Origin of the sequence: Staphylococcus sp. EG-SA-17, from assembly GCF_017151845.1 — a bacterium.
Classification (GTDB): Bacteria; Bacillota; Bacilli; order Staphylococcales; family Staphylococcaceae; genus Staphylococcus; species Staphylococcus aureus.
The window spans coordinates 12,119-38,466 of record NZ_JACVZO010000001.1 but is presented as its reverse complement, the minus strand read 5'-3'; the positions used below and the strand labels follow the sequence as shown (position 1 = coordinate 38,466).

28 protein-coding genes are annotated in these 26,348 nt (G+C 32.6%); 7 read left to right on the top strand and 21 right to left on the bottom strand.

Annotated features, from left to right (window positions below; genetic code table 11):
• Positions 1–385 precede the first annotated feature (385 nt).
• The 5 genes from IDG65_RS00190 to IDG65_RS00170 form a co-directional block, all read right to left on the bottom strand.
• Positions 386–1,018, bottom strand: coding sequence for a DUF443 family protein (locus tag IDG65_RS00190; protein WP_000882191.1), 633 nt, complete (start codon positions 1,016–1,018; stop codon positions 386–388).
• Between the two features lie 139 nt (positions 1,019–1,157).
• Positions 1,158–1,778, bottom strand: a complete 621-nt coding sequence (locus IDG65_RS00185) for a DUF443 family protein (protein WP_000882094.1) — start codon at positions 1,776–1,778, stop codon at positions 1,158–1,160.
• A 46-nt stretch (positions 1,779–1,824) separates the two neighbouring features.
• Positions 1,825–2,460: a DUF443 domain-containing protein gene (locus IDG65_RS00180; RefSeq protein ID WP_100185067.1), complete on the bottom strand. Its 636-nt coding sequence runs from the start codon at positions 2,458–2,460 to the stop codon at positions 1,825–1,827.
• The gene (locus IDG65_RS00175; RefSeq protein WP_000020813.1) at positions 2,461–3,855 is read right to left on the bottom strand and encodes a T7SS effector LXG polymorphic toxin; all 1,395 of its coding nucleotides are present in this window, start codon (positions 3,853–3,855) and stop codon (positions 2,461–2,463) included. It lies immediately after the preceding gene.
• A 464-nt stretch (positions 3,856–4,319) separates the two neighbouring features.
• Positions 4,320–4,421 carry a hypothetical protein gene (locus tag IDG65_RS00170; protein WP_031789458.1) on the bottom strand — a complete coding sequence of 34 codons (102 nt, stop codon included), beginning with the start codon at positions 4,419–4,421 and terminating at the stop codon, positions 4,320–4,322.
• Between the two features lie 57 nt (positions 4,422–4,478).
• Here IDG65_RS00170 and hypR point away from each other — a divergent pair, with 57 nt between their 5' ends.
• Both hypR and merA read left to right on the top strand, forming a co-directional pair.
• Positions 4,479–4,919, top strand: a complete 441-nt coding sequence (gene hypR, locus IDG65_RS00165) for a redox-sensitive transcriptional regulator HypR (RefSeq protein ID WP_001047245.1) — start codon at positions 4,479–4,481, stop codon at positions 4,917–4,919.
• Complete coding sequence (gene merA, locus IDG65_RS00160) at positions 4,906–6,228, top strand: hypothiocyanous acid reductase MerA (protein WP_000860590.1); 1,323 nt, start codon at positions 4,906–4,908, stop codon at positions 6,226–6,228. The genes hypR and merA overlap by 14 nt, the downstream gene beginning before the upstream one ends.
• A 51-nt stretch (positions 6,229–6,279) precedes the next feature.
• Here the strand turns inward: merA and IDG65_RS00155 are convergent, their stop codons facing one another.
• The 6 genes from IDG65_RS00155 to pta form a co-directional block, all read right to left on the bottom strand.
• A complete protein-coding gene (locus tag IDG65_RS00155; RefSeq protein WP_000798969.1) occupies positions 6,280–6,621 on the bottom strand; it encodes a YuzB family protein in 342 nt (113 codons plus the stop codon).
• Between the two features lie 176 nt (positions 6,622–6,797).
• The gene (locus IDG65_RS00150) at positions 6,798–7,874 is read right to left on the bottom strand and encodes a phosphomevalonate kinase (protein ID WP_000616885.1); all 1,077 of its coding nucleotides are present in this window, start codon (positions 7,872–7,874) and stop codon (positions 6,798–6,800) included.
• 12 nt (positions 7,875–7,886) lie between these two features.
• The gene (mvaD, locus tag IDG65_RS00145; RefSeq protein WP_000597335.1) at positions 7,887–8,870 is read right to left on the bottom strand and encodes a diphosphomevalonate decarboxylase; all 984 of its coding nucleotides are present in this window, start codon (positions 8,868–8,870) and stop codon (positions 7,887–7,889) included.
• Between the two features lie 4 nt (positions 8,871–8,874).
• Entirely contained in the window at positions 8,875–9,795 is a 921-nt protein-coding gene (gene mvk, locus IDG65_RS00140; RefSeq protein WP_000197034.1) for a mevalonate kinase, read from the bottom strand.
• Positions 9,796–10,381: 586 nt separating this feature from the next.
• Positions 10,382–11,218, bottom strand: coding sequence for a lipoate--protein ligase family protein (locus IDG65_RS00135; protein ID WP_000362356.1), 837 nt, complete (start codon positions 11,216–11,218; stop codon positions 10,382–10,384).
• Between the two features lie 2 nt (positions 11,219–11,220).
• The gene (gene pta / locus IDG65_RS00130; protein WP_000774284.1) at positions 11,221–12,207 is read right to left on the bottom strand and encodes a phosphate acetyltransferase; all 987 of its coding nucleotides are present in this window, start codon (positions 12,205–12,207) and stop codon (positions 11,221–11,223) included.
• A gap of 167 nt (positions 12,208–12,374) precedes the next feature.
• Here pta and hemQ point away from each other — a divergent pair, with 167 nt between their 5' ends.
• From hemQ to IDG65_RS00115, 3 genes are all read left to right on the top strand, one after another.
• Positions 12,375–13,127 (top strand): hydrogen peroxide-dependent heme synthase, encoded by a 753-nt coding sequence (hemQ, locus tag IDG65_RS00125; RefSeq protein WP_000075715.1) that lies wholly within the window; start codon positions 12,375–12,377, stop codon positions 13,125–13,127.
• Between the two features lie 547 nt (positions 13,128–13,674).
• Entirely contained in the window at positions 13,675–14,439 is a 765-nt protein-coding gene (locus IDG65_RS00120) for a threonine/serine exporter family protein (RefSeq protein WP_000354088.1), read from the top strand.
• A gap of 12 nt (positions 14,440–14,451) precedes the next feature.
• Positions 14,452–14,904: a threonine/serine exporter family protein gene (locus IDG65_RS00115; RefSeq protein WP_000498572.1), complete on the top strand. Its 453-nt coding sequence runs from the start codon at positions 14,452–14,454 to the stop codon at positions 14,902–14,904.
• Between the two features lie 140 nt (positions 14,905–15,044).
• Here IDG65_RS00115 and IDG65_RS00110 read toward each other — a convergent pair whose 3' ends face one another.
• From IDG65_RS00110 to IDG65_RS00095, 4 genes are all read right to left on the bottom strand, one after another.
• Positions 15,045–16,529, bottom strand: coding sequence for an APC family permease (locus tag IDG65_RS00110; RefSeq protein WP_000412514.1), 1,485 nt, complete (start codon positions 16,527–16,529; stop codon positions 15,045–15,047).
• A gap of 120 nt (positions 16,530–16,649) precedes the next feature.
• Positions 16,650–17,018, bottom strand: coding sequence for a DUF423 domain-containing protein (locus IDG65_RS00105; RefSeq protein ID WP_000765183.1), 369 nt, complete (start codon positions 17,016–17,018; stop codon positions 16,650–16,652).
• Positions 17,019–17,150: 132 nt separating this feature from the next.
• Complete coding sequence (locus IDG65_RS00100) at positions 17,151–17,531, bottom strand: DUF5327 family protein (RefSeq protein WP_000248117.1); 381 nt, start codon at positions 17,529–17,531, stop codon at positions 17,151–17,153.
• Positions 17,532–18,188 carry a uracil-DNA glycosylase gene (locus IDG65_RS00095; protein WP_000455265.1) on the bottom strand — a complete coding sequence of 219 codons (657 nt, stop codon included), beginning with the start codon at positions 18,186–18,188 and terminating at the stop codon, positions 17,532–17,534.
• 183 nt (positions 18,189–18,371) lie between these two features.
• On the opposite strand from IDG65_RS00095, the gene thiD reads away from it, so the two are divergent.
• Together thiD and vraX are read left to right on the top strand one after the other, a co-directional pair.
• Positions 18,372–19,202 carry a bifunctional hydroxymethylpyrimidine kinase/phosphomethylpyrimidine kinase gene (thiD, locus tag IDG65_RS00090; RefSeq protein WP_001185462.1) on the top strand — a complete coding sequence of 277 codons (831 nt, stop codon included), beginning with the start codon at positions 18,372–18,374 and terminating at the stop codon, positions 19,200–19,202.
• Positions 19,203–19,708: 506 nt separating this feature from the next.
• Positions 19,709–19,876 carry a C1q-binding complement inhibitor VraX gene (vraX, locus tag IDG65_RS00085; protein ID WP_000587958.1) on the top strand — a complete coding sequence of 56 codons (168 nt, stop codon included), beginning with the start codon at positions 19,709–19,711 and terminating at the stop codon, positions 19,874–19,876.
• Positions 19,877–20,076: 200 nt separating this feature from the next.
• On the opposite strand, the gene IDG65_RS00080 is transcribed toward vraX, so the two are convergent.
• The 6 genes from IDG65_RS00080 to IDG65_RS00055 form a co-directional block, all read right to left on the bottom strand.
• Positions 20,077–20,346, bottom strand: a complete 270-nt coding sequence (locus IDG65_RS00080) for a hypothetical protein (RefSeq protein ID WP_000671101.1) — start codon at positions 20,344–20,346, stop codon at positions 20,077–20,079.
• A 2-nt stretch (positions 20,347–20,348) separates the two neighbouring features.
• Complete coding sequence (locus tag IDG65_RS00075; protein ID WP_001165072.1) at positions 20,349–20,714, bottom strand: hypothetical protein; 366 nt, start codon at positions 20,712–20,714, stop codon at positions 20,349–20,351.
• Positions 20,689–21,828 (bottom strand): thiolase family protein, encoded by a 1,140-nt coding sequence (locus IDG65_RS00070; RefSeq protein ID WP_001070676.1) that lies wholly within the window; start codon positions 21,826–21,828, stop codon positions 20,689–20,691. Before IDG65_RS00070 ends, IDG65_RS00075 begins: the two co-directional genes overlap by 26 nt.
• 1 nt (position 21,829) lies before the next feature.
• Positions 21,830–23,206, bottom strand: coding sequence for a long-chain fatty acid--CoA ligase (locus tag IDG65_RS00065; RefSeq protein ID WP_001100840.1), 1,377 nt, complete (start codon positions 23,204–23,206; stop codon positions 21,830–21,832).
• A 543-nt stretch (positions 23,207–23,749) separates the two neighbouring features.
• On the bottom strand, positions 23,750–25,150 hold the full coding sequence (locus IDG65_RS00060) for an MFS transporter (protein WP_000347056.1): 1,401 nt from the start codon (positions 25,148–25,150) through the stop codon (positions 23,750–23,752).
• A 501-nt stretch (positions 25,151–25,651) separates the two neighbouring features.
• Positions 25,652–26,299, bottom strand: coding sequence for an HAD family hydrolase (locus tag IDG65_RS00055; protein WP_000667102.1), 648 nt, complete (start codon positions 26,297–26,299; stop codon positions 25,652–25,654).
• Between the last annotated feature and the right edge of the window lie 49 nt (positions 26,300–26,348).

Here is a 26,348-nt window from a genome sequence, read left to right as displayed (position 1 = left end):
TCCAAATGTTAGAATTAGAGCTTGAATTTAAGCGGTGTAATAGGAAAACGTTATATAAAACTCAGTTAAAATAAGTATTGCTTAAATTGATATGCATATAGCGCGATTGCTCGTTGACCTTTAAATTACATGTACTTTTGAATCAGAAATTGAAAAACATTTAAGAACGACAACATTAAAGCCATTACAAATTTAATTAGAAATACTATAATGTTTTGATTTGCATAACAAAGAAATTAAAACTGTTAATATTAACATGGGATATCCATTATAAAATATTCATCTTTGTAGTTGATAATTCTATATTTCGGATTTTTATTCATTCTATCTATGAGTCAAATTTTTATATTAAATTTAATAATTTTAGATTTAAAAAACTCATTTATTATTCAGCTTTTTTAAGAAGTATTACATGAGCTTTTTTAATGCCAATGGGAACAATGTTTATAAAAAAGAAAAACATAGTTACTGCACCCCAACAGATAAATATAATTATATTTTGAACATCTATAGTTATCAGGGCATATAAAGTGAAAAATGAAAAACCACCGAAATATAAATATGCAAATATTATAAAGAAAAAATGTTTTAAATTAGGTAGCAATATCATTTTCTGACTTTTTTCTTTATTCATAGTAAAAACACTTAATGCTAGCCTACGATTTAAATTTAGGTAGAAAAATAAAATACCAAGAAATACAACAAAAAATATGGCTATTACTATTGTTTTTTCCAATCTAACATTAAATAAAGGCATATACTTTCTAAAAGTCACACTAAATAAAACTGAACTACCTAATGCTGGCCAAAATGCATTGTTTTTAGCAGGTTTGAAAGTATTTAAACTTTCTAATTCTTCTTGACTGATCTTGATGTATCTTTTTGGTGTCAACCAATTAAGCAATGGAATGAATAAAACTAACCAATTATTTATTATATTCACCATCAAATATTCATCATTATATTTAATAATTCTATATTTGGGATTTTTGTATATAGCTATTACCTCGCAAAGCAATGTCTCCACATCCCTTTAATTTTATGTGTAATACATTTTTCGATACTTCAAAAGACATTAAAATATTATCAACTTACTATCATTAAAAATTTTATTCATTGTTATTTGCATATCTTTAATCTGAATTTATTACTACCACTTAATTTTTAAGTATGACATGAATGTTTTTATCTATAATTAAAGCTATATTCACTAGAAAAAAACCCATTATTGCTGTAATCCAAGCAAAATATACTATTATGTTTTGATAACTCATTGATAATAGAGCATCTAGGAATAGCATAGTCAATCCGCCAAATAAAATATATCCAAATAATGTGAAACAAACATTTTTTAGTGTAGGTATTAAAAAAATTTTTGACCTTTTATTTTTAGTATTATAAATATTTAAAGATGATTTTTTAATTAGGCGTACATAAAATATTAAAATCCCTATAAATGTGATGCAACATATGGCAATAACTAATTTTTTATCAAGTTGAACGTCAAGTAAATGTGTATATTTTCTTAATGCAACTCCCAGCAAAGCAGAGCTACCTGCAACTGGCCAAAAAACATTCTTTTTAGCAGGTTTAACAATATTTAAATTTTCAAACTCTTCTCTACTAATTTTGACGTATCTTTTGGTGATGAACCAATTAATAAAAGGAAAAAACAAACTAATCCAAGTGCTTATTATATCGATCATTAAGTACTCATCATTATATTTAATAATTCTATATTTAGGATTTTTATTGATGATTTTAGATTCGCACAGCAATGTTTACACCCCCTAATTAGCAATTGAAAACCAACTAAATTTGTAACTATTTATTAGACTTTAAAAATATATGTACTTTTTTATCTATAATTGAATGCATATTCATTAACATAAATAGCATAGTCATGAAAAGCCAAGAAATATATAAGATTAAATTTTGTACATTTTCAAACACCAACAAGTAAAATGCCCCATAAGACATGAAACCAGTAAAGAGGTAATAAAAAATTGTGAAACACATATTTTTAAAGGAGGGTAATAATCTTAATTTAAGTTCATTATTTTTATTTTCCTTATAAACATTTAATGTTAATTTCTTATTTAGATAACAATAAAAAAATATAACCCCTAAAAAACTAATAAAACAGCTGCTCCAAACAATTAGTTTTTCTAATTGAAAATCAAATAAATAAGTATTTCTTCTTACAGTACCACCAAGTAACACAATACCCGCGAATATAGTCCATCCTATCGATTTATTTTTAACTGGTTTGACAATATTTAATTTTTCATAATCATTCTTAGTGATTTTGACATATGTTTTCGGTATGAGCCAGTTAATAAATGGAAAGAAGAAAACAATCCAATTACTTGCTAAATCAATCATTAAGTATTCACTTTCGTATTTGATTATTCGATATTTAGGATTTTTATTAATAACTTTAGATTCGCAAAGCAATATTTACCAACTCCATTTCATAGGATTAATATGATTACTAATACTTTTTGTGGCATCACCAATGGTATTACCAACACTATCTACAGCTTTTTCTGCAGTTTTGTTTACAGCATCAATACCCTCGTCTATTTTATGTCCTGCCCAGTCCACTTTATCTTTTATGCCAAAATAATTATTTTGATAAAGATAATCAGAAACAATAGATCCAATAATACCTGCTGTTAAAATACCTACCACAGCCCAACCGACTGGATTACTTACTAAAGCCGCTACACCAAATGCTGCAACAGATCCAGCTGCAAGCGTCATACCATTATGCGACAACGCCTCCCCAAATGTTTTATCATCATTTGCAAGGTCATCATACATACCTATACCAAATCCTACACCTGCAACACCTTTACCTAGATATTTTCCACCTTTAGCAAATTTACTACCATTTTCTATAAACACATTACCTGATGTACGTTTGACTTCCACAAATGAATTTGGACCGGCTGGGCCTTTCACTCCACCTGCTGTATTGATAAATACACCGAATTTACTTGCATTTATACCGCCTTGCTCTAAAAGTGTTGACGTAATATCTAATCCTATATCTCGTTTAATACTATCTTTATTGTCATTTATATATTTCATTATACTTTTCGGGATATCGTCTTCTGGATGTTCTTTGGCATATGCCTTTATAACAGCAAAGTCTGCTTTATTTAAAGTTTCTTTCTCTGCTTTATGTTCAATTTTCCCCATAGCAACTTTCAAATATTTTTCATGACTTGCTTTGGCCCAATCAAGTTCTTTACCTGAAGGAATGTTAAATTGATTTGTTGAAAAGTTCCAAAAATTTTGCGCTTGGGTAAGTCCTTGTTGGACAATTTTTTGAAATTCTTCAACTTCTTTAAATATTTCTGGTGATTTTTGATTAAACTCACGCAATTTGCGTAGCTTCTCTTCTAATTCATGTTTTTGTTGACCTAATGTTTGTATTATTTGTTGGTTCGATGAAATGGCTTGCTGATTATCGGAAGCATGCTTTTTCAAATTGTTAGTTAAATTTTCATATCGCGTAATTTGTTGACTTAATGATCTGATATCTTCTTCAAGCTCTGATTCTTTTAAAGATATGCTATCAACCTCACTCGTATAACGTGACACAAAATTATCGCAAGCTTGCTTCGTTAAATCACTCAATGTTTTCATACTTGTTGATAATGGAATTAACACCGTACTAAAAAATTGTTTAGCTGACGTATACGCTTTACCTTTAAGCGCATCATCATTGATAAATTGAGTAATTGCTTTTTCCAACGCATCATAATTTGAATTCATTGTTTGACTCAAATTACCCACACTTGAAGCTTGGTTTCGAGATCTGTCTAAATACATGTCAATACTCATCGGCATGCTCCTTTTTCAAAAATATATGATTTTCAAACTATTTAAAATTAAATGCTTTTTACATCTATAAAGTTGTAAAATTTTAAAACTCAGCGATGATTATTTCTTATGTAAAGGGGTCTAGATGCAGGTAAATTGAGATAACATGTCGCCTTTTTTCTTATTTTAGCATATGGATATAATGGTGTCTTTGTATATTCACAATTAATCAATAAAAATTATCTTTCAATATTTTAATTTTATTGCGACAACATCCTTAATCTAATATATATTAATATCTCAAAATATATTTACGATTTAAATATGTCACCAGTTGTTGAAAATACTTCCTCATCATGCGAAATATCAAAAAATATCTAAAATACGAATAAGTTTACAAAATCACACAACATCATCATTCAAAATTTTATTGCCCTCATTTCAATATTCATTTCATATTTAACAGTTCATACATAACTAAAATTTCAATTGTGCAATCTCACCGTTAATGCAACAACTTTCAAACAATAAATCATCACAATAACCACACCTAATTCAACACTTTTCAAACATAAGTATTGACACATTGAGCAAAATGATTTTTAATTGTAACTAATACAGTTACAATTATGAGGTGAGAAACATTGAATTTAGAATTTAACATTGCCGTGCATGTATTAGCTTTTTTAACTAAGCATCATTCAGAAAAATTCAATAGTAGTTCATTAGCTGAATTAACTTGTTTAAATCCTGTTCAATTACGACGCGTGACGACTCAACTTGTCGATTTAAAAATGATTAACACAATACGGGGTAAAGATGGTGGATATTTAGCAAATGATCAAAGTGCTGATGTCTCTCTAGCAACATTATATAAACATTTTGTCTTAGAGAAAAAACACCACACACGTCTATTTACTGGCGACGAAGGCAGTCACTGTCAAATTGCTCGTAATATTGCAACTACCATGTCACATTATCAGCAAGACGAACAGAATATCATTATTAATTTTTATAATGGAAAAACAATCAAAGATGTCATTGAAGACATTCAAAAGGAGGATTTATGTCATGAAAACATATGATTTAATTGTAATAGGATTTGGGAAAGCTGGTAAAACTTTAGCGAAATACGCTGCATCAACAGGTCAACACGTCGCAGTTATCGAACAATCTTCGAAAATGTATGGAGGCACTTGTATCAATATAGGATGTATACCTTCGAAGACACTTGTACATGATGGATTAGAAGGCAAATCCTTTGAAGCAAGTTATAATCGTAAAAACGATGTTGTCAATGCGCTAAACAATAAAAATTACCACTTATTAGCAGACGATAACAACATTGATGTACTGGATTTTAAAGCGCAGTTTAAATCTAATACTGAAGTGAATTTATTAGATCAGCATGGCGATATCGCCGATAGTATTACTGCACCTCATATCATTATTAATACCGGTGCTACCTCTGTCATTCCTAACATAAAAGACCTTGATCAAGCTAAACATGTCTTCGATTCAACAGGTTTATTAAACATTAACTATCAACCTAAGCACCTCGTTATTGTAGGTGGCGGTTATATCGCCTTAGAATTTGCTTCAATGTTTGCGAATTTAGGTAGTAAGGTAACAGTATTAGAACGTGGTGAATCATTTATGCCACGCGAAGATCAAGATGTCGTTGCACATGCTATTACTGACTTAGAAAATAAAGGCATTGCATTGCATACAAATGTTGAAACGACTGAATTGTCATCTGACGATCATCATACAACAGTCCGTACTAACGTTGGCAACTTTGAGGCTGATGCAGTACTTTTGGCTATCGGACGCAAACCGAATACAGATTTAGCTTTAGAAAATACTGATATCGAATTAGGCGACAGAGGCGAAATTAAAGTCAATGCTCATCTTCAAACAACTGTGCCGCATATTTATGCTGCAGGTGATGTTAAAGGCGGACTTCAATTTACGTATATATCTTTAGATGATTATCGAATTATCAAATCAGCGTTATATGGTAATCAGTCACGTACGACTGACAATAGAGGCAGCGTGCCTTATACAGTATTTATAGATCCACCATTATCACGTGTTGGATTAACTAGTAAAGAAGCAGCCGCTCAACATTATGATTACACTGAACACCAACTTTTAGTAAGTGCAATACCTCGTCACAAAATTAACAATGATCCAAGGGGTTTATTTAAAGTAGTCATTAATAATGAAAATAATATGATTTTAGGTGCTACATTATATGGTAAGCAATCTGAAGAATTAATTAATATAATTAAACTTGCGATTGATCAAAACATTCCATATACCGTATTACGAGATAATATTTATACACATCCTACGATGGCCGAATCATTTAATGATTTATTTAATTTCTAGACAAAACATAAAAACCTGGTGGCACGCATTGAATGATGCTGCCATCAGGTTTTATTGTTGTGCTTTTCGCTTTTCTAATTTTTCTTTAAGCTTTCTATCTTGTTCTTCTTTACGACGTTTACGTTCTTCATGTCGTTTTCTTAAACGCTCTTCTTCTTCAGAATCACGTGGTTTCTTTAATTGTTGAGAAACTTTTTCGATTAATTCTTCTTCAGTAAGCGCAGCCAGTGGGCGGTTATTAACAAAAGTGAATGTTTTTCGGCGTCCAGGTCCACAATAAGATTGACAACCTATCACGATTTCAGCATCGGGATCTAATTTTTCCAACTTCTTTTGTAACGTTCTTATATTGACTGCCTGACATTCATCACAAATAAGGAATGTATTTTTCATATTGCTACCCACCTTTCTTTATCATATCTATATCGTCGATTTCATTAATTTTTTCGTTAACTCTATCTATTTTACTCTTTTTAATATTTTTTTCAAGATACGTAACACGGCTGGCAATAAAAAATGGAGCATTTATCTTCTAATTAAATTAGATGATTGCTCCCCTATCAAATCATTTATTGCCCATGATAAATATTAAATTTTAATGGTTTAATACCATGTTTTGTCCATTCATCATAAATTTTTTCTTTATCTACATCTTTATTGATAATTGTAATACCACAGTCTCCACCACCAGCGCCTGATGTTTTAGATGCGCCGTGATACTTTTCAGCAATATCACACAAATATTTTAGCTTTTCAGTTTCTATATCAACTGTAGCTTCTTTATCCATACGTTGAATAATTGTACGATTCTGACGCACCATCTTTTGCACACCTTTAATGTTATTTGTTTTAAAAGCATGAATAAGCTTTTCAACACAACGATGTGAATCTTCTAAGAAGTCACCGTAAAATGAAGGATCTGATTTCAAACGTTTCACTTCGCTAACAAAGTGTGGTGATGACGCCGGTGAGCCAGTCCAACCGATAAGTACTTCCATATTTTCAGGTGCTTGTAATGGTTCGATGTGCAATCCAGGCCAGTTTTTGATTAAAACTTCTTCAACCGTAGTATCTTCAATTTGATGCTTAACCCATTCATGATCAAAAGTACTATACGCTAGCCATCCACTATATACACTCACAGCAATATCTCCGCATGAACTTAAACTTTGTAACTTCATATTTGCAATCACTGCTAGTTTATAAATGTATAAATTAGATAACTTCATATCATAAAATTCATTTAATACTTTTATAACTGACACAAGTACTGCTGCACTTGAACCTAATCCATATTTATGACCATTTGAATCATCTAAATTACTATCAATAGTCAGATGAAAATGCTTCATCGCTATATCGCAACTTTTCGCGTATTGTTCAAATATTTCAATAGCTGTGACCACATAATTTAATTGTTTTGCTGCATGTGGATCTGAAATGACAATACTATCTTCATCTCTACTAAATGTAACTGGGTTATGATGTAATGCTTTTGAATGAATGGTACCTTTATATTGGTCTGCTTCTTCAATAGTAGCAGTTACAAAACGATCTAACGCAATAAGTACAGATTTATATCCTGGTTCTGTTACAGCATATTCTCCAGCAATATAAAGTTTTCCGGGTGCTTTGACCTGAATCATTTTATCTCTTCCTTACTCAATTATTTCAATTCCTGTGGCAATAATGTCACTATCAATAATTTGGTTATTATCAAACTGTGTTAATAATTTATCTATAATCTGTTGCTTGTTTTTCTTTTCTACAAGTATTTTCACATTAGGACCCGCATCCATCGTAAAATAACACGGATATCCCGCTTCTCGGCATTCGTGAACGAGCGCCATTACATCATAACTTTCTTGCACAAGATATGTGAACGGCGGTGTTGATCCTAGATTCGTGGCATGCATACGCAAACCATTTTCTTCAATTACTTCACCAAGACGTTTAAAATCTTTGTCTTGAATCGCTGCTTTTGCTTCAGCTAAATCTTCATCAATATGATCTAACCAATATTGATAAAACCTTGATGTGTTTCGTGTCAATGACATACCATATCGACTAGGTACCTTTTTAGAATGTTGATTAATCACAACAAATATCATGGCAAGGTCATCTTCAAAATGATTCGATTCAAGTGGAACGGCATATGACGTCTCATCACTATACCCTTTTTCCCATTCTGCAAATCCACCATAAATACTACGCGACGCAGAACCCGAACCAATTCGCGCCAATCTCGATAAATCCTTATCTGACAGCTGCATGTCTAGCGCTTGATTACAAGCTGCTGCTAAAGCTGCATATGCGCTTGCCGATGAAGCCAACCCTGCTGCTGTTGGTACAAAATTGTCGCTTTCAATTTCTGCATACCAATCGATGCCAGCTCTATTTCTGACAATATCCATATATTTTGAAATTTTCTCTAATTCTTTGCCACTAACCTTTTCACCATTCAACCAAAATTGATCCTGTGTTAACTGGTCGTTAAAAGTGACTTTCGTTTCAGTGTAAAATTTTTCTAATGTAACAGATATGCTATTATTCATTGGAATGATTAGTGCTTCATCTTTTTTACCCCAATATTTTATAAGTGCAATATTCGTATGTGCACGTGCTTTGCCACTTTTAATCAACGCATTAACCTCCTAAATTCTCAATCCAAGTATGTGCTGCACCAGCTTTTTCTACAGCTTTTACAATATTTTTCGCTGTTGGTAAATCTTTGGCAAGCAATAACATACTTCCGCCACGACCAGCACCAGTAAGTTTTCCAGCAATCGCACCATTTTCTTTACCAATTTTCATTAATTGTTCTATTTTATCATGACTAACTGTCAACGCCTTTAAATCCGCATGACATTCATTAAAAATATCCGCTAAGGCTTCAAAGTTATGATGTTCAATCACATCACTCGCACGTAAAACTAACTTACCGATATGTTTTACATGTGACATGTACTGAGGATCCTCACAAAGTTTATGAACATCTTCTACCGCTTGTCTTGTTGAACCTTTCACACCAGTATCAATAACAACCATATAGCCGTCTAAACTTAACGTTTTCAATGTTTCAGCATGACCTTTTTGGAACCAAACTGGTTTGCCTGATACAATCGTTTGCGTATCAATACCACTTGGTTTACCATGTGCAATTTGCTCTGCCCAATTAGCCTTTTCAATGAGTTCTTCTTTCGTTAATGATTTCCCTAAAAAATCATAACTTGCACGAACAAAAGCAACCGCGACAGCTGCACTCGATCCTAATCCACGTGATGGTGGTAAATTCGTTTGGATCGTTACTGCTAGCGGCTCTGTAATATTATTTAATTCTACAAAACGGTTCACCAAAGACTTAAGATGGTCAGGCGCATCATATAACATACCATCGTAAACATCGCTTTTAATAGACGAATAGTTCCCGCTCTCTAAGGCTTCTATTAAAACTTTGATTTTACCTGCGTTAAACGGTACTGCAATAGCAGGCTCTCCAAATGTAACAGCATGTTCTCCTATTAAAATAATCTTACCTGTCGATTCCCCATATCCTTTTCTTGTCATGTCAATATCACCTTTTATATTTATCCTATACTTGATTCATTATTTTTATTTATTAGTAAAAGACATCATATTCTAAGTTGCATACGCATTCGCGTCAAATTTCATTGCAGTCTTTATCTCACATTATTCATATTATGTATAATCTTTATTTTGAATTTATATTTGACTTAACTTGATTAGTATAAAACTAACTTTCGTTTACTTCAAAGTTTAAATCTTATCGAGTGATATTTCAGATTCTTTATCTTTTTATAAAATAGCCCTACAATTTATAATTTTCCACCCTAACTATAATACTACAAATAATAATTGGAATATATAGATTTACTACTAAAGTATTAGAACATTTCAATAGAAGGCCGTTTCTTTCATAGTCATACGCATTATATATACCCTATTCTCAATCTATTTAATACGTAAAACATGAAATTTTCTTATTAAATTTATTATTTCAATCATATCATTACTTTTAATTTAATGATGTTCAATTTAAATATTAGGCCAATAACATATTTATGCTATTTATGGATACTTTCAAAAATAACAGCCCCAAACGATAACTTGAAAGGGGCTGTTAAATATTTAACTATTGCATTTGGTCTATCATTTTCTTGTTTCTTTCAATCATTTTATCAAAATACGTATCGTATCTTTGCCATTCTTCTTGAGTAATGGGCGTCATATTTAATACACCGCCAAGATCTTTGATTGCATATAATAGTAAAAACATTACATCTTGAACAGTAATCGTTTTGTTAAGCAATGTCTCTAATGAGGCCATACAAGATGGTTCAATTTCAGGATATTTAAATTTAGTCACTTCACCTTTTAAAGCATGTTCATAAAATGTTTGCATCATCAATGCACGTTCTGAACCAGAGCCTTCAACACAAAGATAAATTTGTACAGCAATACCGCCTCTAACTCTTCGTTGCGATATGCCTGCAAATTTTTTACCATCGATACTTAAGTCAAATTTTCCTGGGCAATAAGAATGTTCAATTTCCATCGTATCAATATCAACATTCTCATCTTCGAACATTTTGCTAATTAAAAGATACATCACAGTAAACGCTTCATCAATCGTTGTTTCTGTTTGTCCTTTGAACATCAGCGATATATTTAATACACCTTGATCTAGAACGACACCTAAGCCACCAGAATTTCTAACAATGGCATTATAACCAATCTCATTCGTTAAATAATCAATGCCATCTTTTAAAAACGGCAATCTTGAATCATGAATACCAAGAATAACAGTATGTTGATGAATCCAAGTACGCACAACATTATCTGATATATCTTTGCCCACACTTTCACAAAATGTATCATCGAATGCGAAAGATTGCATAGGCTCTAATCCAGAAGAATGATCGATATATCGCCAGTTGACGCCATTAAAATATTTACTCGCTAAATCCATCGTTATTGTAAGGCTTGCGCTGCTGTGATAATTGAAAGATTGTATACATCTTCAATTGAACAGCCACGTGATAAGTCATTTACTGGAGAATTTAAACCTTGTAATACTGGACCAACTGCATCATATCCACCTAAACGTTGTGCAATTTTGTAACCAATATTACCAGCTTCTAAACTTGGGAATACAAAGACATTTGCATCACCTTGTAATTTAGCACCTGGCGCTTTTTTCTCAGCAACACCTGGTACAATCGCAGCATCAAATTGGAATTCTCCATCAATGATTGCTTCTAATTTTTCTTCTTCAGCTTTTTGTTGTGCTAATTTGACAGCTTCTTGAACTTTTGTCACGTCGTCTGATTTAGCAGACCCTTTTGTTGAAAAGCTTAACATTGCAACTTTTGGATCCATGCCAAAGCTTAATGCTGATTTTGCACTTTCTACTGCAATTTCTGCAAGTCCTTGTGAATCAAGTTCTGGATTGATTGCACAATCACCAAAGATGTATTGTTCATCACCTTTAATCATAAAGAAGATACCTGATGTTCTTGATACACCTGGTTTCGTTTTGATGATTTGTAAAGCTGGACGCACAGTGTCTCCTGTTGAATGTGCTGCACCACTAACTAAACCATCTGCTTTACCAGCATAAACAAGCATTGTACCGAAGTAGTTCACATTGTTTAATAATTCTTGCGCTTGTTCTTCAGTCGCTTTACCTTTACGTCGTTCAACAAATGATTGGACTAATTCAGCTTTAAATTCACTTGTCGCAGGATTAATTAATTCAATATTAGAAATATCAAGATTAAGTTTTTGCGCTAAAGATTGAACCTTAGTCTCATCACCTAACACGATTGGTGTAACATAATCTGTTGCTTGTAATTGTGTTGCAGCTGTTAGAACACGCTCGTCCTCTCCTTCAGGTAATACGATTTTAACGTTTTTACCAGAAAGTTTGTCTTTTAATACATTTAATAAATCAGCCATAATGTCCTCCTGTAATATAAATCTTATTAATCATTCACGGTATAATTATACGCCATTTTATTTCATAATGCCACGTCACCAATTTGTAATCATAATTTTATCGTTACCCCTTTGCTTTATGATAAAATTTATAAAGAACTGATGATTTTTGAAAAGGAGCGATAAACATGAGTCAAGCAGCCGAAACATTAGATGGTTGGTATAGTCTACATTTATTTTATGCAGTTGATTGGGCATCATTACGTCTAGTTCCAAAGAACGAACGCGATGCACTTGTCACTGAATTTCAATCATTTTTAGAAAATACAGCAACTGTAAGATCATCAAAATCTGGTGATCAAGCTATTTATAATATAACTGGTCAAAAAGCAGATTTGTTATTATGGTTCTTACGTCCTGAAATGAAGTCTTTAAATCATATTGAAAATGAATTTAACAAATTGCGCATTGCTGACTTCCTAATCCCTACATATTCATATGTTTCAGTCATTGAATTGAGCAATTATTTAGCTGGTAAATCTGATGAAGATCCTTATGAGAACCCTCATATCAAAGCAAGATTATACCCAGAATTACCACATTCTGATTATATTTGTTTCTATCCAATGAACAAACGTCGTAATGAAACTTATAACTGGTACATGTTAACTATGGAAGAACGCCAAAAATTAATGTATGACCATGGTATGATTGGTAGAAAATATGCTGGCAAAATCAAACAATTTATTACTGGTTCTGTAGGGTTTGATGATTTCGAATGGGGCGTAACATTGTTCTCAGATGACGTATTACAATTCAAAAAAATTGTATACGAAATGCGCTTTGATGAAACAACAGCACGATACGGTGAATTCGGTAGTTTCTTTGTAGGACATATTATTAACACAAACGAATTCGATCAATTCTTTGCGATTTCTTAATACATTGGTACGTTTATAAATTAATAAAAAATTCCAAGCTTATCGGTTTAAGCTTGGAATTTTTCGTTTATCTTCAGTATATTCCCGTATACATAAGACGTGATTTGGTAAATAGTTGAAATCTGTATGTTTAAACTTATATATATGTGCTAATGTATTATCAATAACAAAGTACACTTTGCTCATAGCAAAGTGTACCCGAGTAGTCTTCCTTGGGAGAACTTTAACTACTATCACTACATATAAACGTTAACCTCAATAGAAATTATACAGTCGCTACTCTATACAATTTTTGTAATGGTTAACTAATATTATTTTAACCTATTTGAAATATTTGAAACATATTTTTGTCGAATTTTTTTCAATAATTTTTCCTTTTTATACTTCAAGAGAATTTTAACTACTAAAAATTCCGATGATTATTATTACAATAGTATCAAATATTAGTTTTTTAAAATCAATAACAACTTATCAAAAAGCTCATGTGGTTATTTTATAGTGTATAAACTATAATGAGTATTAAATTCTTATAAACAATGGTGATGAAATGGACATAAATTCAGAAGAATACAAACAAGAGGTACTTATCAAAGACGTTGTCATGCTTGCTGCTCGCATACTATTAGAATCTGGTGCAGAAGGTACGCGTGTAGAAGATACCATGACACGTATTGCAAAAAAACTTGGTTACAGTGAAAGTAACAGCTTTGTTACAAACACTGTCATCCAGTTTACGTTACATTCGGAATCGTTTCCTAGAATATTTAGAATTACCTCTCGAGATACAAACTTAATAAAAATTTCTCAAGCTAATAAAATTTCGCGTCAAATTACAAACAATGAAATTTCTTTAGCCGAAGCAAAAACGCAACTTGAAAAAATATATGTTGCTAAGCGTGACAGCAGTCTTCCCTTTAAAGGTTTTGCTGCAGCAATGATTGCAATGAGTTTCTTATATTTACAAGGTGGTAGATTGATTGATGTTTTAACTGCGATATTAGCAGGTAGTCTAGGATACCTAGTCACTGAGATTTTAGATCGCAAGTTACATGCACAGTTTATCCCAGAATTCATTGGTTCATTAGTTATTGGGATTATCGCCGTTATTGGACATACACTTATCCCAACAGGTGACTTGGCAACTATTATCATTGCGGCAGTCATGCCTATTGTTCCTGGTGTATTAATAACAAACGCAATACAAGATTTATTTGGTGGACACATGTTGATGTTCACAACGAAATCATTAGAAGCATTGGTTACTGCGTTTGGCATCGGTGCTGGCGTTGGTAGCGTATTAATTTTAGTATAGGAGTATCAGACTATGTTTTGGATCTTAAACTTTATCTTTAGCTTTTTAGCTTCAATGTTCTTCTGCGTCATTTTTGATGCACCTAGAAAATTATATCTATCATGTGGTTTCGTTGGTACATGTGGATGGATGGTTTACACCTTATTCTTCAACGGCTTTAATGTGCACACTATATACTCTAGTTTCTTTGGTAGTTTAGCATTAGGCTTGTTAAGTCATTATATGGCTCGTAAACAAAAAGAACCTGCCATCATTTTTATGGTAACGGGTATCATTCCATTAGTACCTGGTGGATTAGCTTACGATGCAACGAAAAATTTAGTCTTATTAAATTTCAGCACAGCAATAAATACAATGTTAGAAGTAACACTTATTGCAGGCGCCATCGCATTAGGTTTATTATTCGCCGACCAAATTTCCAAATTAATTGTTTCTGGGTTCGTGAAATCTTTTAAACGATTATAAATATTGTTAGAAATGGCTCAGCCCAAACTCTTAGCAATTATATATAAGGTTCAGCTGCCTCGTCTTAAATGTCAATTTATAATACAAAAAATCGCACGATACGCCTCCGAATGAAGAAGGTATATTGTGCGATTCTTTTATTATTTAGTTTTTTCTTTTTCAGGTTCTTCAATCATATCATCAACTTCATTTTCACTTCTATTTAAAATCAAGCGACTTAATTCATCATTATCCATATTTTTCAATTTAGGATATCGAATCACAAAGAATATTAAACCGATGATTAACCATCCAAGTAATGCAATATAAGACGGTGCAGTCAGTGCTGCAGGAGAACCTGGCACTAATAACAACGCTAAGAAAATGAATGATACAAATGAGCCGATAATAGCAAACGTTTTGTAAACCGGTGCATACGTATTACTTTGTTTGTTATAACTGAATAATTTCGCTGCAGACAAACATGTAATAAAGTAGGCAATGGATACACCTGTAGATGACATATCTACAATCCAAGTCAATGCAGTTCTTCCTAGCCAAGGTGCAATTAACGACACACCTACTAGGAATATGATTGCGACATATGGTGTTTTGTATTTACTATGTAATTTACTAAACATTGTTGGCATAATACCTGAACGTCCCATAGAAAATAACAAGCGACTTGAACTCATCAAGAATCCATTTAAACCAGTAAATATACCCATCATAATTGCAATTGCTAATACACCTAATCCAATATAACCAAATGCTGTTTGTGTAACAGCACCTGTTAACCACAACTGCCCATTTAAACTTTGATGACTTGTTGATAACCAACCAGTGTATAAAATCATGACAACATAAGTTAATGATGCTGCTAATAAACTGTACACGATAAGCTTAAATGTCTTGTTTGGTGCAAAGTTAAACTCTTCTGCTGTTTGTGGAATATTATCAAATCCAACATATGCCCATGGTGCCACGGATACAATAACCACAATAGACACTAACCATCCTTTGCTAGGTTCAGCTAACGGTTGTAAATTTTCAAGTGCAAAATTATTACCAAAGAATGAACCAAAGAACATCAATAATACGACGATTACCATCGCCACACAGAAATAATATTGTAATGATCCAGATACACTTGCGCCACGAATCGTTACTAGCATGAATACAAGTAGTAATACGGTCGCAATAATGATTTCCGTAATATAAACGTCCCAGCCCGCAATGGTGTATAGTTTCCCATTATTTAAGACATCTGGCAATAAGAATTTAACTAGTAAACTGAATGCGGTCGCATTTAAAGCAACGACACAGACATAACCAAAAGTTAAAAACCATGATGAGAAGAAACTCACATATCTGCCGAAACTTAAGAAACTAAAGGCAAACGCGCCCCCTGATACTGGAAATCTCTCTACTAATGCGCCATAACTAACCGCAATTAATATCATTAATAATGCACCAATAACAATACCAATTGATGCTGCAATCGGACCTGACTGCTTAATCCAGTCTCCTGGTAAGATGAATGCGCCCCATCCGATACATGAACCATATGCAATCGCCCATACAAACTTTTCAGATAGGTTTTGTTTTAAATCGCCTCTATCTATTTGCTTATTCTTTTTTTCCATAAATAAAAACTCACCTCGAAGGTATTCTATACCCAAAAGATGAGTTTGTAACTCTTTTTCTTGATTATTTTTATTAAAAATTTAATGTTTAGTTACATAGGTAATCTAAAGTTTTAAAATTTAACCAGCAAATTTGAATGTCGCAATGATTAACATTATCCATCCAATGATGAACAATACGCCACCAATTGGCGTAATCGCACCTAAAACTTTAATTTGAGTTAATACTAAAATATATAATGATCCACTAAAGAAAATAATACCAGCAAATATTAACCAGCCAGCCCAGTTAACATTGATTGAAGTTGTACCACTAATTACACCTATAATTAATAATGCTAAGCCATGGTACATTTGATACGTCGTTGCTTTTTCCCATACTGATAAATAGTGATCACTTATTTTTCCTTGTAAACCATGCGCACCAAATGCACCTGTTCCGACAGCCATCATCGCGTTTAATGCACCTAAAATAATAAATAATTTCATTGCTACCTCTCCTTATATAATTCAGTATTAATAAATGTTTAAATCCGAACACTCGAATATAAGTATATGTGTCTTGATTATTAACCTACATACTTAACAAGCTATTAAGTAATTATGTTTCATTGTTGCTTTTTAAAAATCAAATATGGATTCACCATTGCCAATGTCATCATCTGTCGCTAATCTTTGTTGTTGGTTTGAAGGTTGTGAATATGACTTATTATGATGATGTGCTGAATGCGTATTTACTTTACCACCCATCGCTTCAATTTCAGCAGCTGTCACTTGATGAGTTGGCTGCGTTATTTGTGATTGTGGCATTTGATTATGGTTAGCAATACGACGGTTCATTTGTTGTTCACCAATATGTGGTGTATTTGATGTTGAAGCATATAAAGATGTTAATATATGTATGGCATACATATGTTTTTCAAAGTCATGGTCATGCTGCGCCTGCTCTGCTTGTACTAATTCTTGCTCAATTCGTGCTATTAAAGTTTCTCTATTCACCATCTACGCCTCACTTTCACACCAATTAATTGGTGATTTTCCTACTGACTCTAAATAGGCATTCGCTTTGGAATACGGTTTTGATCCAAAGAATCCTCTATATGCAGACAGTGGACTAGGATGCACTGATTTTATAATACAATGTTTAGATGTATCGATAAGCTTTATTTTTTGCTGTGCAGGTTTCCCCCACAAAATAAAGACAACATGTTCTTTATAATCAGACACTGCTTTAATAATTTCATCAGTAAATGTTTCCCAACCAATATCACGATGAGAATTTGCTTCACCCTGTCTTACGGTTAAAACTGTATTCAATAACAAGACGCCTTCTCTTGCCCAATCTTGTAAATGCGGTGTTTGTCTAACACATCCAATATCATCTGCTAATTCTTTATACATATTACGTAAAGATGGAGGGAATTTTGCGTTAGGTTGCACTGAAAATGCTAATCCATGTGCTTGGTTTGGACCATGATACGGGTCTTGTCCTAATATAACAACTTTGATATTTTCAAACGGTGTTAAATCAAACGCTTGATATATATTTTCCCTATCAGGGTATACGATTGCAGTCGAATATTCTTTTTCTAAAAAATCATGCATAACTTTAAAGTCATGTTTCGTTGTTATGTCATGAAAAATTTGCGACCATTCCATTCAATCTCACCTCAGGACATATTTTAACATATCACACTTATCTAAAGTGAATGACATTTTCAAAAGTTACAATAGTATGAATGATTCATTTCAACAATCATCAAATATTGAATGCTTAATATTTTTCAATTAGGTTAAAAATGATATGATGAATACAATATTATTATGTAGGAGTGAAGCTCAATGGCTTTAAAGAAAGTTTTAACAATTGCCGGTTCTGACACAAGTGCTGGCGCAGGTATGCAGGCAGATTTAAAAACATTTCAAGAATTAGATACGTATGGTATGGTCGCTTTAACTGCCATCGTTACTATGGATAAAGATACATGGTCACACGATGTCACACCATTACCTATGGATGTATTTGAAAAGCAACTTGAAACGGCTTTATCAATCGGACCTGATGCTATTAAAACAGGTATGTTAGGTACTGAGGAGATAATCAAACGTGCTGGAGAAGTATATGAGGCATCTAATGCACAATATTTTGTAGTAGATCCTGTCATGGTTTGTAAAGGCGAAGATGAAGTGCTTAATCCTGGAAATACTGAGGCGATGATTAAATATTTACTACCTAAAGCAACGGTAGTGACGCCAAACTTATTTGAAGCGGGTCAATTATCAGGATTAGGTAAATTAAATTCAATTGAAGATATGAAAAAGGCTGCAACAATTATCTTTGATAAAGGCGCACAGCATGTCATCATTAAAGGTGGCAAAGCTTTAGATCAAGATAAATCGTATGACTTATACTATGATGGTCAAACATTTTATCAACTAACAACAGACATGTTCCAACAAAGTTATAACCATGGTGCTGGTTGTACATTTGCTGCGGCAACAACTGCATATTTAGCTAACGGTAAGTCACCGAAAGAAGCTGTGATTAGCGCGAAAGCTTTCGTCGCTTCTGCTATTAAAAACGGTTGGAAAATGAATGATTTTGTTGGTCCTGTGGATCACGGTGCATACAACCGTATTGAACATATCGATGTTGAAGTAACAGAGGTTTAACGATTAGGCGGTTCATCTATAAATCAACATTATTAGCCACACCACTTAAATTGGGTATGAACTCAATTTATGTGATGTGGTTATTTTTTTATAATCATCATGCTCTGTATATAATTTGAATTTGAAAGTTACATATAAGCGTTATTAGCTTTTATTGAAAATTTCATACATATCGAACAATACATACAAATATTTCCTATACATCTACATCTATGACTAAATAACCCTTTATTTTCAAGATGAACTTAAACTCATCTATATGCTCAATACCTCTATCATTATCATTCTTTTGCGATAGATGCCTCTCTAATCATATATGTTATATTTCCCAAATGACTGCCAGGCGACTCATTAAATATATATTTATTTAGAACTTTTATACATAAATAGTCTTAGTAAATCATACGTTCTATGTCTGATAAAAAGTTGATACTTAAGGTTGATGTCACACATAAAAATGTTATTTATAATATAACCATAGAGTAGCAAAGGAGGTAATATAGGTTATGATTATTTATCGACAGTATCACCATGAAGGCGCACCAGTTTATGAAATTATAACCAAAACGTTTCAGCATGTTTCAATTAAATGTGACGATTCATTTAGTGATACTGAAATATTCAAATTGCTCTCTTTATTACAAGACGATATAGATCATATGAAAGTTAGTTAAATTGACTAATCGTTCCAATAATCCAGAATTTATTAAACATTGATATAGTTGTTATTATTATTTTAGATTAATGCATCCCCGTGCAAAGAAAGAATCGTAACCTATATTCATCTCTGTTCCCAATAATAATAACAATACATAACTGATATTAGCTGTCCTTTCATCTCCTAATTAATATGCGTTCATGCAGCTAATATCGGTTATTTTTTTGTGCTCAAAGAAATTTTTATTTTAATCTCTCCATCGTCATTAATTGCTATAATTTCTTGCTCGTGTTGTTCAATGAATTCGATATTTTCATTTATTAAAATAGGTTTAACGTAGTTAATTTGACACTGGTTTGTCTCTAATGACATAGCCATCAGCATCATTTGACTCACTAATTGTCCTGGCACAATCTCATTATGTATTGGATTATCATCATTTACGAGCGCCAAATATTCATTTATCCATATCTCATTAAACTTCATCTCTACTTCATCGCCTTAATAAAAGTTTGTGTAACCGTTATGACATGTTGATCATTTTTAGTTAATGTTAAAGCCATTGTATAACGTGTGATATTGCGAATCTGTCGGCATTCAATATCTTCTAAACGTCCTACATATATTGTGTCTACTTCTATCTTTTGAGTTTGATTAATTGCTGATTTTGTTAAAATCAGTTCGCTATTTGCATATTTTTTAAATAAATCAAATTTTGACCATAATGACGCACACATTAATGGTGGTACTTCTTTTCTATAAGGTTGGTTAAAACACTGATAATATGCAGCCACACTATCCTTAGAAAATGACACATTTAATCGCTGGTTAGAATCGAGTGAATAATGCTGCATTTCCTAGACCTCCCCCAATCCCCATAGATGCAATCATAGTCTCTTTGTCAAACATATAAAATAATCGCGTCACTAATTGGGCACCGCTTGCACCGTATGGATGACCTGATGCTAATGCACCACCCCATATATTTAATTGCGTATTTGAAATATTTAAAGCTTGTTGGCAGGCAACCACCTGTGCACTGAACGCTTCGTTAATTTCAATGACTTCAATATTTTCTATCGTTAATTGATTTCTTTTTAGTAAGTTGGAAATGGCTGGTACTGGACCAATGCCAGGAAAATTAGAATCAACACCTACCGTAACACCATCTTTAAATAATAAACCATGCTCGAAACCTAATTCGTATGCCATATCTTTTTCCATAATAAGCAATAAAACTGCACCATCATTTTTCATACAACTATTCGCAGCGGTAACGGTCCCACCTTTGATCACGGGCTTAAATCGGCCAAAGTTATCTTTCGGAATATGTGATTTTAGACTTTCATCAGTGTTGAATATTTCTCCTTTAACGGTTATAGGTAATATTTCCTGAGAAATATTTCCATTCTTTACATTTTCCGCTGTCAATTGATGACTTCGATAAGCAAATTCATCTTGTAATTCTCTTGAAACATCATACATCTTGGCCACATTTTCAGCACCTTGAATCATTGATGGGTCGCTCATTTCAGGTGCAAATGATGCACGCTCATAAAACTCAGGTAATGCTGTTTCGTACACAGAATGCGGTCGTTTGATTTTCCAAGGTGCTCGACTTGTACTTTCAACACCACCTGCAATATATACCTTGCCAGCTCCGGCTTGGATCATGCGACATGCATATTGAACACTTTCAAGTCCAGACCCACATTGCCGATCGATTGTGACGCCAGGTATTGAATCTTTAAGCCCCGCTTCAAGCAATGCTTTTCTTGCAATATTGCCACCATTCCCAACAACATTACCTAAAACTACATCATCTATTTTAGATATTACCTCTGGATACTTCTCTTTAAAATGTTGGAATAAAGGTTTAAGCAATTGTTCTGGCTCTAAATGTTTTAAAGTGCCACCATATTTCCCAAATGCAGTTCGTTTAGCTGCAACTATGACTGCTTGATTCATATTATAATTCACCTCTCAAATACATCGATATCATTTTTTCTCTAGCAATTTTACCACTTGCAGTGTAATACATCTTTTCTACATGATGAATCATCGATGGAATTTCATAGCGTTTCACTTTCTTTTTTAAAAATTGTTTTACATTTTTATGTGTAAGTGTCACATCACTAGAATAAAGCAATACGCCTATTTGACCAAAACGCTCATTTGGAATACCGATGATAATTGCTTCATCAATGCTCGACGATTGCGTTAAAAGGCGTTCAACATGTGCTGGATATATATTTTGACCACCAATAATTAACATATCCTGTTGACGTCCCGTTAAATATAAATACTGCTCTTTTACATAGCCATTATCATTAGTAACAAACCATTCATCATTATTTATACATTGTTCACTTACATAGCCACTAAACATCATATTACTTTTTATACAAATAGTTCCTATACCATTGTGATCGTGATCCGTTGTTTTCAATTCCACATTTGGAAATAGCACACCTACTGATTCAACTGGTGCTTGCTGATTCAAGTTATAGCTGATAAAACTGGTTTCCGATGTACCAAAAAATTCAATCAAATTTATGTCATTTGCTTGATTTTTTATCTTTTTAAAAATAGAAGAATGCAGCTTATCTCCACTGCTAAAAAATGATTGGATTGTATGTTCATTGTTGTAAACTAACAATAATGATTTAATCATCGTTGGAACAAGAAACATAGCAACTTTGTATGATGATATTTTACGACATTGATTAAGTAACTTTTCAGGATGAAAAGTGGTCTGTCCTATAAAAGTACGACCGGAACTTAAAGCAAACAATAACGCATATAATGTTAACGAGTGCGATAGTGGTCCAGGGGCTGCTATTGCATTTTCATTTTTTAACATCAACATTTCATTAACTTCAAAAGAAGCCAACCATGAATCTTCATCACGATAATATGCTTTTGGCAGTCCAGTTGTCCCTGAAGTAAAACCAATATGTAATAAATTGGGATAGTGCTGTAATTGCGTTGAATCAATAAACATCGGTGAATCTATACTCTGCATGAGACCTGTATCTCCAATTACATCTTTAATACCATATTTTTCAATCAATTGACGATGTATAGTACTTTGCCATTTACCTTCCATCATCATAGGCACTTTATGTAAACGATGCAAAGCTAAATAACAAATAATACTTTGCACCGGTGATTTCATATTAATAGCAACGACAGGATTAAGTGAATATTTCTGCAAAGATTCAACTGCACTAGTGATGCGGGCATTTAGTTGACTATATGTAATTGTTTCATCATCGATATGTAATGCTATGTCATTAGGTTTATTTTGAGTATGTGTTTTCAACTGTTCTAAAATTACGTTCATCAATATCCCTCACTCAATGTAAACTTTAAAATACATCTTGTTAACATTATATAATGAATAAGTATTTTTATCAGGTAAACCTGCCTATTATAAAAATCAAACTTAAGCCCTAGATAAATTTGATACTGTAGTACCATGTTTTTTATTAGATAAGACGTTACTATATGTATATAGAGAAAAGAAGTTATCGCAATCGCAATAACTGACACAAATAAGTCACCCAATCTATTTAAGTTTGTGTTCTCTATAATAATATTGAAGGTTAGAGTCTCAATATTAATTGCGTTGGACAAAATACTCTAAGACATATTTACATCCTAACATTTCAATAGCAAGAGAATTTTAAGTATTCAAAGCTAAACATATGCTTTAAGTCCCCTCTTTCCCCCATTGCGATAATCATTGCAGTGGGGGTTTATGTATATACAAAAACTTTATTACGGCTAATTACAGTTCTCAATTTAAAAAGCACTTTAAAGTTAGCAGAACCTACTAGCTTTAAAGTGCTTATATACGATTGATTTATACTTTTTATTAAAATCTCTAATTCTTACGTTCTTTAACCCACCATAATGCTTCTTTTGGGTGTTCTGCATAATAAGCTCTATCTTGCTCGTTATCTACATTTGGATACGAACCTTTTAGAGATTTTCCTGCTGTACTTAAATGTAAGAATGTAATAACTAAAAAGCCAATAACACTGATTGCTGTTAAATAATACGCAGGTGCTAATGGATCTCCAGTTTTCGTAACTAACCATGTTGCAACTAATGGCGTCGTACCACCAAATATCGAAACAGAGATATTAAATGTTACTGATAAAGTTCGATATCTTATATGACTGTAAAACATCGTTGGTAACGACCCTGGCATTGTCGCTTCGTAAGTTGATAAGAAAAATCCTAATATAAATATACCGATTACTATTACAACAAATGATTGTGAATGTAATAACATAAATGCGATGATACTAAATAATGTTAGCCCACCAGTACCAATTAGAAATACTTTCTTTTCACCTATTTTATCCGCTAACTTACCAAACATTAATGCTAATGGAATCATTATTGCCATGACACAAGTAATTAATACACTTGTTGTCGTTGCATCTAATTTAATAACTTGTTCTAAATAGGTTGGTAAATATGCAGTTACCATATAGTTCGTAACATTGAAGAATACAACAGCTACAAAACACACAAATATATCTTTGTAATAAAATCTGATGATTTGTAAAAAGTTAATGTTGTCTCGTTCTGGTTGTGTTGCAACATCATTTTCGAAAACTGGTGATTCTTCAAGCTTACGACGTAAATATAAGCCGAATAATCCTAGGAATAAACCAAGTAAGAATGGGATTCTCCAACCAAATGATGCCATTTGTTCATCTGTTAAAAAGAATGTTAATACAGCAATCATAATTGAAGCAGCTATGTAACCTGATAATGTCCCAATTTCTAGTCCACTACCTAATGAGTTACGAAGCTTATCTGGAGATGATTCGGCAACATATGTCATTGCCCCCGCATACTCTCCACCTGTTGAAAATCCTTGCAGTACTCTTGCAAGCAATAATAGTATTGGTGCCCAAAGTCCAATTTGATCATAGCTTGGCAATAATCCAATGGTTAATGTTGAAAATGCCATTAAAATAATTGTAGATGTTAATACAACTTTACGTCCATATTTGTCACCAATAATACCAAATACGACACCACCAATTGGTCTTAATAAAAACGCAATGGCTAATGCTGCGAAAGTCAACATTTGTCGAATGTCTGCATTCTCTACTGGAGAGAAGAAGTTCGCTCCAATGTACGCAGTTGTATATGCATAGACACCAAAATCGAACCATTCCATTGCATTACCGATACCGGTTGCAACAACGGTTTTTTTAGCTTTCTTTGCATCCACCATGTTAATATTCTCTTTATTAAAATCCATGAATTCATACACTCCCTCTTGTATGTTTCATAATTATACGGAGTTAATTAGTTTTGTCAAATTTATAAGAATTTAAACTTTTATATAAATACAAAAGTATGTTTGTTCAAAAATTTCACTTTATCGAATTAAATTCAATGATTTTATACCCTCATACATTTGAATTAAACAATAATAATTCTTAAATCATCGAACGATTAACTTTTTGGAATTATAACTAAAAATAGCGATAGCACACAACTTCATGTAAGTCATATGCTATCGCCATTTTCGACATCATATTTAAATGTTTATATTCGATTTACTTCAATAACTTTGTCTTTACTTTAATTTATTTGTACAAAAATAAATGATCAACGAATCAGACATCACTCTTTAAAAATTCATGATGTTTAATAAATATTTATTTTAAATTCCTAATCTAAAGCGAAATATTTCTATGTATAATCTAATATTTATGAATATACATTTTAACCATGGTATTCTCTGTTTTAACAAATTTTATAATACTGTATTAATTTCTGATGGATCATTGATTATAAAATCTGGATTTGAATGAAGTAATGACCTTGCATCATGTGCTCCCCATGTTACTGCTGCAGATGGTACACCAGCATGTTGCGCCATCTCAACATCAAATGTTGAATCACCAATATAAACCGTTTGTTGGCTATTTAAATTGTAGCGTTGCACAATTGTGTGTATGCCTTCAGGGTTTGGTTTATATGCACTTACTTGATCGGATCCAACAGCTTCGGTAATCAAGTGATTTAATCCAATAGCCGATAAATTTCTTTCTAATACATCACTCTTCTTACTAGACACCACGAAAAGTTTTTTCCCTTGGTTATACAAACTTGTAATGGCTTCAGTTATACCCGCAAATTCATAAATATAGTCCTTTTCAATAGATTGATATGTATGTCTAAATGTATCGATTAACTTTGCTAATGCTACTTCATCTAATGGTCGGTCTGCTAATTTTAAAAATGATTCTTCAATAGGTATTCCCATATAATGCGTTATTTCTTTAGATGATGGTTCCGTTAAGCCACATGCTTTAAATGCACTTTGTGTTGCTACTTCACCACATTTTTTCGTGTCTGCCAACGTACCATCAAAATCAAAAATATAATTGTCAAACTTCAATATTAACACCCCTATTCGTTTATTATTGATATTATACTATAATTTATTA

Bases quoted from the DNA above. Each gene is read 5' to 3' on its own strand.
- IDG65_RS00175 (WP_000020813.1), bottom strand. From the start codon at position 3,855: ATGAGTATTGACATGTATTTAGACAGATCTCGAAACCAAGCTTCAAGT.
- IDG65_RS00170 (WP_031789458.1), bottom strand. From the start codon at position 4,421: ATGTGTCAATACTTATGTTTGAAAAGTGTTGAATTAGGTGTGGTTATT.
- merA (WP_000860590.1), top strand. From the start codon at position 4,906: ATGAAAACATATGATTTAATTGTAATAGGATTTGGGAAAGCTGGTAAA.
- IDG65_RS00155 (WP_000798969.1), bottom strand. From the start codon at position 6,621: ATGAAAAATACATTCCTTATTTGTGATGAATGTCAGGCAGTCAATATA.
- IDG65_RS00150 (WP_000616885.1), bottom strand. From the start codon at position 7,874: ATGATTCAGGTCAAAGCACCCGGAAAACTTTATATTGCTGGAGAATAT.
- mvk (WP_000197034.1), bottom strand. From the start codon at position 9,795: ATGACAAGAAAAGGATATGGGGAATCGACAGGTAAGATTATTTTAATA.
- IDG65_RS00135 (WP_000362356.1), bottom strand. From the start codon at position 11,218: ATGGATTTAGCGAGTAAATATTTTAATGGCGTCAACTGGCGATATATC.
- pta (WP_000774284.1), bottom strand. From the start codon at position 12,207: ATGGCTGATTTATTAAATGTATTAAAAGACAAACTTTCTGGTAAAAAC.
- hemQ (WP_000075715.1), top strand. From the start codon at position 12,375: ATGAGTCAAGCAGCCGAAACATTAGATGGTTGGTATAGTCTACATTTA.
- IDG65_RS00120 (WP_000354088.1), top strand. From the start codon at position 13,675: ATGGACATAAATTCAGAAGAATACAAACAAGAGGTACTTATCAAAGAC.
- IDG65_RS00115 (WP_000498572.1), top strand. From the start codon at position 14,452: ATGTTTTGGATCTTAAACTTTATCTTTAGCTTTTTAGCTTCAATGTTC.
- IDG65_RS00110 (WP_000412514.1), bottom strand. From the start codon at position 16,529: ATGGAAAAAAAGAATAAGCAAATAGATAGAGGCGATTTAAAACAAAAC.
- IDG65_RS00105 (WP_000765183.1), bottom strand. From the start codon at position 17,018: ATGAAATTATTTATTATTTTAGGTGCATTAAACGCGATGATGGCTGTC.
- IDG65_RS00100 (WP_000248117.1), bottom strand. From the start codon at position 17,531: ATGGTGAATAGAGAAACTTTAATAGCACGAATTGAGCAAGAATTAGTA.
- IDG65_RS00095 (WP_000455265.1), bottom strand. From the start codon at position 18,188: ATGGAATGGTCGCAAATTTTTCATGACATAACAACGAAACATGACTTT.
- thiD (WP_001185462.1), top strand. From the start codon at position 18,372: ATGGCTTTAAAGAAAGTTTTAACAATTGCCGGTTCTGACACAAGTGCT.
- vraX (WP_000587958.1), top strand. From the start codon at position 19,709: ATGATTATTTATCGACAGTATCACCATGAAGGCGCACCAGTTTATGAA.
- IDG65_RS00080 (WP_000671101.1), bottom strand. From the start codon at position 20,346: ATGAAGTTTAATGAGATATGGATAAATGAATATTTGGCGCTCGTAAAT.
- IDG65_RS00075 (WP_001165072.1), bottom strand. From the start codon at position 20,714: ATGCAGCATTATTCACTCGATTCTAACCAGCGATTAAATGTGTCATTT.
- IDG65_RS00070 (WP_001070676.1), bottom strand. From the start codon at position 21,828: ATGAATCAAGCAGTCATAGTTGCAGCTAAACGAACTGCATTTGGGAAA.
- IDG65_RS00065 (WP_001100840.1), bottom strand. From the start codon at position 23,206: ATGAACGTAATTTTAGAACAGTTGAAAACACATACTCAAAATAAACCT.
- IDG65_RS00060 (WP_000347056.1), bottom strand. From the start codon at position 25,150: ATGGATTTTAATAAAGAGAATATTAACATGGTGGATGCAAAGAAAGCT.